The sequence below is a fragment of the Amycolatopsis sp. NPDC004772 genome (genome assembly GCF_053601215.1).
The window spans coordinates 1-7,740 of the sequence record NZ_JBSGBK010000162.1; the positions used below are offsets into that span (position 1 = coordinate 1).

Consider the following 7,740-nt stretch of genomic DNA (forward strand, 5'->3'; position numbering starts at 1 on the left):
CGTGAGTGGTGGTGTGTTTTTTTCTTTTTTGTTCTGATTTGTCGTGTGGTGTGTTGTGGGGCGGTGCTGTTTAGAACCCGCCTTGCCACTCACGACCCGGTTGCGGCAGACCACTCCTCGCGGGTGATGCCGTACTCGACTTCGCCGTGCTCGCTGCCCGGAGCCCGCTCGTGCTCCGGGAACTCCTCGAAGCAGGTGCGGACGAACTTCATCCCCAGTTTCTCCATCACGCGCCGCGAGGCCTGGTTCACCGTCATGGTGAACGCCGTCACCCGGGTGACCCCCAGTTCGGTGAAGCCCTTCGCGAGCAGTGCCGCCGAGCCCTCGGTGCCGTAGCCCTTGCCCCACGCCTTCCGATGCAGCCGGTAGCCGAGTTCGGGCTGGTCCGGCGGGTCGTCCGGGCGCGGGCGGAAATGGAACCACCCCAGGAAGTCGCCGGTGCTCTTTTCGATCGCCGCCCAGAACCCGTAACCGGGGAAACGCTCGTAGTAACCGAGGAACGCGGGAAGATCCAGGGTGACGATCTCCGTGCGGTCCGCCGGCTGTCCCCCATTGAGGTACTTCATCACGGCCGGGTCGTCGTAGAGCTCGAAGAGCGCGTCGGCGTCGTTCTCGGTGAACCGGCGGAGGATCAGCCGCTCGGTTTCGAGGAATACGTGCATCGGATGATGCTGGCAGTGTCCCCAGTGCGTGGCAAACGTGTTTATGCCGCGGTGGCGAAAACCTCGCCGAGCGCCCGCGAGCCGGCGTCGGTGAGCAGCGCGGGCACGCGCTCGCCGCACTTGCCGGGGTGGGCGGGTGCGATCAGGCCGAGCCGCGCGAGCCGGTGCACGGTGGACTGGTCGCAGCAGCTCAGGCCGTCGATGAAGAGGTCGGGCTCGCAGCTGCAGCTGATCTCGGCGTGGCCGCCGGCCACGGCTCTCAGTGTGGCGCGCTCACGGTGGTTCAAATCGGTGATCATGGCGGCGCCTCCTTCCCGTCGTGCTCATTAGACGCCCCGCCACCGACAGTTTCCGCCTTTGAACGTGCGAACCCGGGTATTTCAGGGGTGCACGTAGGGGCGGCGTGTCGCGCCGTTCCGGGGTCATCCCCGGATACCCCTACGGGAGGGGTTCAAGCGTCGTCTTCCGCAGGTGCCGGAAAACGATCGACGTCCGGAACCCGACGATCTCCCGGCGCAGCGCGAGCCGGTCGGTCAGGAATGCGTGCAGCGCGTCGATGCCGGGGGTGGTGACTTCGATCAGGAAATCGTCGTTTCCGGCCGTGACGTACACCGACAGCACTTCCGGGAGTTCGGCGATGGACCGCTGGAAGGAATCGATCACCGCCCGGCTCAGCGGCCGCACCTGCGCCGTGACGAGCGCCCGGACGCCGCGGTTGAGGCTCGGCAGGTCGATGTCGGCGTGGTAGCCGCGGATGACGCCGCGTTCGCGCAGCAGCCGGATGCGCTCGAGGCACGTCGAGGGCGCGATGCCGACCTTGCGGGCGATGTCCCGGTTGGTCTGGCGGGCGTCTTCCTGCAGCAACCGCACGATCGCCGAATCAAGTTCGTCCAGCACCGGGCCCTCCATAGCCTCGCCGAATTTCATTCGGTAGTCCGCCCTGACTGCCGACTGTCACTCTAACTTCGGCGCTCATGACCGCACATGAGCAGCTCGTAGTCCGCCGAGGCCGTCGATCCGGCGTCCCCACGATGGTCGCGATCCATTCGACCGCGCTCGGCCCCGCCGTCGGCGGCTGCCGGTTCAAGCCCTACGGCACGCTCGAAGAAGCCATCGGCGACGTCCTCCGCCTGTCGGCCGCCATGACCGCGAAGTGCGCCGTCGCCGGGCTGGCGTTCGGCGGCGGCAAGAGCGTCATCGCGCCCGAGCCGGGCCGCGTCCTTTCGCCCGAGGAGCGCCGGGCCGTCCTGCTCGACCACGCCGACCTGATCGCCGAGTTCGGCGGCGCCTATCAGGCGGGCCCGGACGTCGGCACCGGCCCGGCCGACATGCTGGTGCTCCGCGAAGCGTCGCCGTACGCGTTCTGCACGCCCGAAACCGCGGGCGGAACCGGTTCCTCCAGCGGCCCGACCGCGCTCGGCGTGCTGGCGGCACTGAGGGCGGCGGCCGGACCGGACCTGACGGACCGCCGGGTGGTGATCAGCGGCTACGGCTCGGTGGGCGCCCACCTCGCGGCGAGCCTCCACGCGGCGGGCGCCGACGTCGTCGTCTCCGACATCGACGCGGAGAAACGGCCCGGGGCCGAAAAGCTGGGCCTGACCTGGGCCGAACCGGAGAAGGCGCTCACCCTCACCGCCGACGTCGTCATCCCGGCGGCGGTCGGCGGGGTGCTCGGCCCGGAGACAGTGGCCCGGCTCGACACGCCGCTCGTCGTCGGGCCCGCCAACAACCAGCTCACTTCCGACACCGTCGCGGACGACCTCGCCGCGCGCGGCATCGTGTGGATCCCGGACTACGTGGCCAGCGCGGGCGGGATCCTGTACACACTTTCGCGCGAGGCCGAGGGCCTGGACCACGAAGCCGCGCTCGCTCGCGTGGAGACGATCGAGGAGACCGTGCGCACCCTCCTCGAGGCCGCCGCGGCCAACGCGACCACTCCGCTGCACGAAGCGGCCGCGCTGGCGCGAACCCGGCTCACTTCTGGTGCGGAGCCACGTATTCCTTCGCTTCCGGAGCTTCGAACAACGGCTTGACGTACTTGACGCCGCCCTCCGCGGAGGCATCCGGCGTCGCCGCGTACACCTGGCGCGTCGCCGGCGTTCCCGGCTTCGAGAAGTCGAGCGCCGCGACCAGGTTGTCCGTGCTCGCCGACGTCGTCTGCTTCAGCGCCGCGGCGATGCCGTCGCGCGTCAGGTCCTTGTTGTCGCACGCCTTCTTCAGGACCGCGCCCCACACCTCGCCGACCGCGTAGCCGTACGGGACGCCGCCGTTGGGGGTTTCCTTGTACGCGGCCTTGTACTTCGCCGCGACGTCCTTCGCCTTCGGGATGTCCGCGGAGAACGGCACGCTGCTCGCCACCACCGTCAGCTTGTCGAGCGCGCCGGCGGCCGGGCTCTTCAGCAGCGCCGGGTCGAACGTCGGGTTGTTGCCCAGCACCGGGACGTTCAGCCCGAGCGCCTTGTTCGCCCCGACCGTCGAGCCGGTCTGGGTCGGCGTGGTCGTCAGCACGATCACCTTCACGCCTTCGCCCTTGAGACCGGTGACGACGTTGGTCAGGTCGCTGTCGGTCGAGGTGATCTTGACTTCCTTCAGCGCCAGGTTGTGCTTCTTGGCGTAGAACTGCGAGCCGCGCAGGCCGTTCTTGCCGTATTCGCCGTCGATGTAGATGTGCCCGATCGTGTCGCCGTCCTTGAGCTGCCCCTGCTCCTGCAGGTACGACAGGCCGTCGATGATCTCCAGGTCGTAGGTCGTCCCGACGATCATCACGTACGGGTTGTCCAGCAGCTCGGACGACCACGACGCGGGCGCGGCGGTCGTCTTGTCCGAGGCCAGGTTCTGCTTCAGCGCGGCCACCACCGGCGAGCCCAGCAGCTGCACGAACCCGAGCACCTTCGGCTCGATCTGCGGGTACAGCGTCTTCGCCGTGTCGGCCTTGTAGCCGTGGTCGACCTCCTCGAGCTTGACCTGCCGCCCGCACACGCCGCCGGCCGCGTTGAAGTCCTTGGCCCACAGCTCGTTGCCCTGCGTGACGCCGAGGCCGAGGTTCTTGAACACGCCGGACTTGTCGGTCATCACGCCGAGCGTCACCTCGTTCGCCGTCACCCCCTTGCCCGTCTTGACGCCGGAACTGTCCGGGCCCGACGCGCCCGAGTCGTTCGCTTTCGTGCTGCACGCCGAGAGCGCGAGGACGGCCACCAGCGCCGCCGCCAGGTGTGTGCGTTTCATGGTTCCTCCGGGGGTTGACGGCGAGGCCGGGTGAGCCGGCGGCCGATCGCGGCCAGCCCGCCCGGCTCGAACAGCACGACCAGGATGATCGCGGCGCCGTAGACGAACGAGCTGACCAGGATCGGGGTCAGCGCGCCGTCGCCGGTGCCGGAGAACCAGCCCAGGTCGGCCGAATACAGGGCGAGGACCTGCGGCAGCCCGTTGACGATCAGGGCGCCGACCAGCGCGCCGGGGACCGAGCCGAGGCCGCCGATGATGACCATCGCCAGGTAGGCGATCGAGACGTTGATGCCGTAGGTGCCGAACTCGCTCTCGTCCGGCTTGAGGATGTCGAACCACAGCACGGTCATCGCGCCGGCGAGGCCGCCGTAGGCCGAGGAGACGGCGAACGCGCCCGCCTTGGCCCGCAGCACGCTGACGCCCATCACCGCGGCCGCGGCTTCGTTGTCGCGCACCGCCCGCCAGGAGCGGCCGACCCGCCCGCGGACCGCGCCGCGGGCGATCACGAACGCCAGCACGGTGAGCAGCAAGAACAGGTACCACATCCGCTCGGCCTGCCGGATCGGCACGCCGAGCAGGGTGATCTCCGGCCCGTCGTTGGTGAACGGGAAGCCGAAGAGGGAGAACGGTGCCGGCGCGCGCCCGGTCGACGTCCCGCCGGTGAGCTCCTCCGCGGACTGTCCGAAGTAGAGTCCCAGGAAGACGAGCGCCAGCGAGGCGACGCCGAGGTAGATCCCGCGCAGCCGGCCGGCGACCGGCGCGAAAGCCAGGCCGAGCAGGGCCGCGACGACCACCGCACCGAGCAGCGAGAGGCCGGGGTCGAGACCGAAGCCGACCACCCGCTCGTCCCCGGCCGGTCCGGAGAGGACGGTGTAGGCCGTGCCGCCGGCGAGCAGGAAGAACGCGTGGGCCAGGGAAAGCTGCCCGGCCTGGCCGACCACCAGCGTCAGCCCGATCGCGCCGACCCCGCCGATCATCATGTACTGCCCGGCCTTGAGCCACGCCGCGTCGAGGTACAGCGGCAGGGCGAGCAGGACGATCAGCAGCGCGAGTGAGCCGACCCGGCGGACCAGCCGCGCCGGGCGGCGGCGTGGGCGTGGCGGCGCGGCCGTTTCGGGTGGGGTGTCCACTTCGGACACGGCTTGGTCAGACACGCGTTCGCTCCCTCGTGCCGAACAGCCCCGAAGGCCGCACCACCAGGACCACCAGCATCACCAGGAACACCGCGCTCTTGGAGAAGTCGAACGAGACGTACTGCGCCGACAGCGCTTCCACGATCCCGACGACCAGGCCGCCGACGACCGCGCCCGCCGTCGAGTCGAGGCCGCCGAGGATCGCCGCGGGGAAGGCGGCCAGCGCGATCGAGTGCGTCCCGCGGGAGAGCCCGGCGCCGGAGAAGTCCTGCGTCGCGATGAACAGCACGGCCACCCCGGCGAGCAGGCCGGCGACCAGCCACGCGGTCGCGGTGACGCGCGAGCTGCGGATGCCCATCAGCGCGGCGGCTTCGCGGTTCTCCGCCTGCGCCCGCATGGCCACGCCCCAGTTCGAGTACTTGAAGGCCAGCCAGAACGCCGTGATCAGCACCGCCGCGACGGCGAGCGCGACCAGGTGCGTGCGGAACAGCGTGATCCCGCCGAGCCGGAACGGCTTCGCGTCCCAGGCGTCGCCGAGGAAGGGCAGCGTGACGCCGAGGCGGCGCACGATCTCCTCGGTGACGATGACGTCGACGCCGATGGTGAGCAGGGCCAGGCTGTTCGCGTCGGCGTGCCGGGAGCGCGACAGCAGCAGCCGCTCGACGAGCAGGCCGAGCAGCCCGGCCGAGACGATCCCGGCGAGCGACGCGCCGGCCCAGCCCAGCGCGTCCTTCGACACCACGACGAGGTAGCCGCCGAAGAGCACGAGCGAGCCGTGCGCGAAGTTGACCACCTCGGTGGCCTTGAAGATGATCACGAAGCCCAGCGCCAGCAACGCGAACACCGCGCCCTTGCCGAGGCCGTTCACCACGAGCTGCAGGAAAGTGTTCACACTGCCTCCGTGCCCAGGTAGGCCTTGACGACGTCCGGGTCGGACTGGACCTGCGCCGGGGTGCCGTCGGCGATGCGCCGGCCGAAGTCGAGCACCGTGACCCGGTCGGCGATGCCCATCACCAGGCCCATGTCGTGTTCGACGAGCAGGATCGAAATGCCGAGCTCGGCCCGGATCCCGCTGATCGTGCCGGCCAGCTCGGCGGTTTCGGCCGCGTTCATCCCGGCCGCCGGCTCGTCGAGCAGGAGCAGCACCGGCTCGACGGCCAGCGCGCGGGCGAGGTCGACACGCTTGACGACGCCGTAGGGGAGCGCCCCGGCCGGAGCGTCGACGACCGCTTCGAGCCCGAGGAACGCGCAGATCTCCCGCGCGCGCTCGGCGTGCCGGCGTTCGGCGCGGACCGTCCACGGCAGCCGCAGCCCGACTTCGAGGAACCCGCCGCGGGTGAGCGCGTGCCGGCCGAGCATGACGTTGTCCAGCACGGTCGAGCCGGGGGAGAGGGCCGCGTTCTGGAAGGACCGCCCGACACCGAGCCCGGCCAGCTTGTGCGGCGCGAGCCCGGTGAGGTCGGTGTCCCCGAGCCGCACCCGCCCGCTGCCGGCCCGGTAGAGGCCGCTGATCACGTTGAAGCAGCTGGACTTCCCGGCGCCGTTCGGCCCGATCAGCGCGTGCAGCGAACCGGGGGTGACGGTGAAGCTCACGTCGTCGAGCGCGCGGATCCCGCCGAATCGGAGCGAAACGGCTTCGACGCGCAGCTCCGGCGGCGTCATCCGGCCCACCTCGACAGGGTCCGGCCCGCCAGGCTCCGACGTGCGGTCTCCGCCTCGGCTTCGGCGGTTTCCGGCGATTCGGCGTGCCCGCCGAGGTAGAGCCGCTGGACGTCCTGGCTGGCGGCGAGCTCGGCCGCCGTCCCGGCCAGCGCCACCCGGCCCACTTCGAGGACCACGGCGTGGTCGGCGACGTTCAGTGCCATCACGGCGTTCTGCTCGACCAGCACGACGGCGGTGCCCTGGTCGTGGATTTCGCGGATGGTCCGGCCGATCTGCTCGACGACCTTCGGCGCGAGGCCCAGCGACGGCTCGTCGAGCAGCAGCAGCTTCGGCGCGGACATCAGCGCCCGGCCGATGGCCAGCATCTGCTGCTCGCCACCGGACAGCAGGCCCGCGCGCTGCTTGGCGCGTTCGGTGAGCACCGGGAACAGCTCGCCGACCCGCTCGCGTGCGCCGGCCCGCTCGGCCGCGGTCCGGGCGCCGATGCCGCCGGCCCGCAGGTTCTCCTCGACGGTCATCCGGGCGAACACCTGCCGCCCTTCGGGCACGCCGACGACGCCGAGCCGGACGATCCGGGCGGGGTCGAGCTTGCCGAGCGCGTGGCCGGCGTAGCGGATCTCGCCGGCGTCGATCGCGCCCCGGTGCATCCGGAGGGTGCCGGAGACGGCCCGGAGCAAAGTGGACTTCCCGGCCCCGTTGCTGCCCAGCACGGCCAGCACGCCGTCGGCGGAGACGTCGAGGTCGATCCCGTGCAGGGCGGCCGTCGACCGGCCGTACCGCACCCGCAGGCCACGCACGGTCAGCACGGACTCACTCCGGAACGCAAGAGGCCTCCTCCGCTCGTGTGACGTGAGTCACGGTCGGTGGCGGTCATCCTGCGTTCAGACGTGGCTCCCGGACACCCCCACCTGGAGACCCCGCGGGCTACGAAACGGACACGGTCTGCCGCGGCTGTCGTGAGTGGTAAGGCGGGTTAAACTCCCCAAAACACAAACACACGCCGGGCGGAGGGGGGGGGGGGACGGCGGGGGGGGCGGGGGGGGGCGGCGGGGGGCCCC

9 protein-coding genes are annotated in these 7,740 nt (G+C 70.8%); 1 reads left to right on the forward strand and 8 read right to left on the reverse strand.

The window, feature by feature from the left end; translation table 11 throughout:
* Positions 1-89: 89 nt before the first annotated feature.
* The 3 genes from ACWEF6_RS42460 to ACWEF6_RS42470 form a co-directional block, all read right to left on the reverse strand.
* Positions 90-662: a GNAT family N-acetyltransferase gene (locus ACWEF6_RS42460; RefSeq protein WP_449688128.1), complete on the reverse strand. Its 573-nt coding sequence runs from the start codon at positions 660-662 to the stop codon at positions 90-92.
* Positions 663-703: 41 nt separating this feature from the next.
* Positions 704-961, reverse strand: coding sequence for a hypothetical protein (locus tag ACWEF6_RS42465; protein WP_310971229.1), 258 nt, complete (start codon positions 959-961; stop codon positions 704-706).
* A 139-nt stretch (positions 962-1,100) separates the two neighbouring features.
* Entirely contained in the window at positions 1,101-1,556 is a 456-nt protein-coding gene (locus tag ACWEF6_RS42470; protein WP_449688135.1) for an Lrp/AsnC family transcriptional regulator, read from the reverse strand.
* An 80-nt stretch (positions 1,557-1,636) separates the two neighbouring features.
* Between ACWEF6_RS42470 and ACWEF6_RS42475 the strand changes: the two genes are divergently transcribed.
* The gene (locus ACWEF6_RS42475) at positions 1,637-2,695 is read left to right on the forward strand and encodes a Glu/Leu/Phe/Val dehydrogenase dimerization domain-containing protein (RefSeq protein WP_449688129.1); all 1,059 of its coding nucleotides are present in this window, start codon (positions 1,637-1,639) and stop codon (positions 2,693-2,695) included.
* Here the strand turns inward: ACWEF6_RS42475 and ACWEF6_RS42480 are convergent.
* Genes ACWEF6_RS42480 through ACWEF6_RS42500 form a run of 5 tightly spaced genes read right to left on the reverse strand, consistent with a single transcriptional unit; the run spans position 2,637 to position 7,488 of the window.
* Complete coding sequence (locus tag ACWEF6_RS42480; protein WP_449688130.1) at positions 2,637-3,887, reverse strand: ABC transporter substrate-binding protein; 1,251 nt, start codon at positions 3,885-3,887, stop codon at positions 2,637-2,639. The two genes, ACWEF6_RS42475 and ACWEF6_RS42480, sit on opposite strands and share 59 nt — an antisense overlap.
* Positions 3,884-5,041, reverse strand: a complete 1,158-nt coding sequence (locus tag ACWEF6_RS42485) for a branched-chain amino acid ABC transporter permease (RefSeq protein WP_449688131.1) — start codon at positions 5,039-5,041, stop codon at positions 3,884-3,886. Before ACWEF6_RS42485 ends, ACWEF6_RS42480 begins: the two co-directional genes overlap by 4 nt.
* Complete coding sequence (locus tag ACWEF6_RS42490) at positions 5,034-5,912, reverse strand: branched-chain amino acid ABC transporter permease (protein WP_449688132.1); 879 nt, start codon at positions 5,910-5,912, stop codon at positions 5,034-5,036. The genes ACWEF6_RS42485 and ACWEF6_RS42490 overlap by 8 nt, the downstream gene beginning before the upstream one ends.
* The gene (locus ACWEF6_RS42495; protein WP_449688133.1) at positions 5,909-6,682 is read right to left on the reverse strand and encodes an ABC transporter ATP-binding protein; all 774 of its coding nucleotides are present in this window, start codon (positions 6,680-6,682) and stop codon (positions 5,909-5,911) included. The genes ACWEF6_RS42490 and ACWEF6_RS42495 overlap by 4 nt, the downstream gene beginning before the upstream one ends.
* Positions 6,679-7,488 (reverse strand): ABC transporter ATP-binding protein, encoded by an 810-nt coding sequence (locus tag ACWEF6_RS42500; protein ID WP_449688134.1) that lies wholly within the window; start codon positions 7,486-7,488, stop codon positions 6,679-6,681. The genes ACWEF6_RS42495 and ACWEF6_RS42500 overlap by 4 nt, the downstream gene beginning before the upstream one ends.
* Positions 7,489-7,740 lie beyond the last annotated feature (252 nt).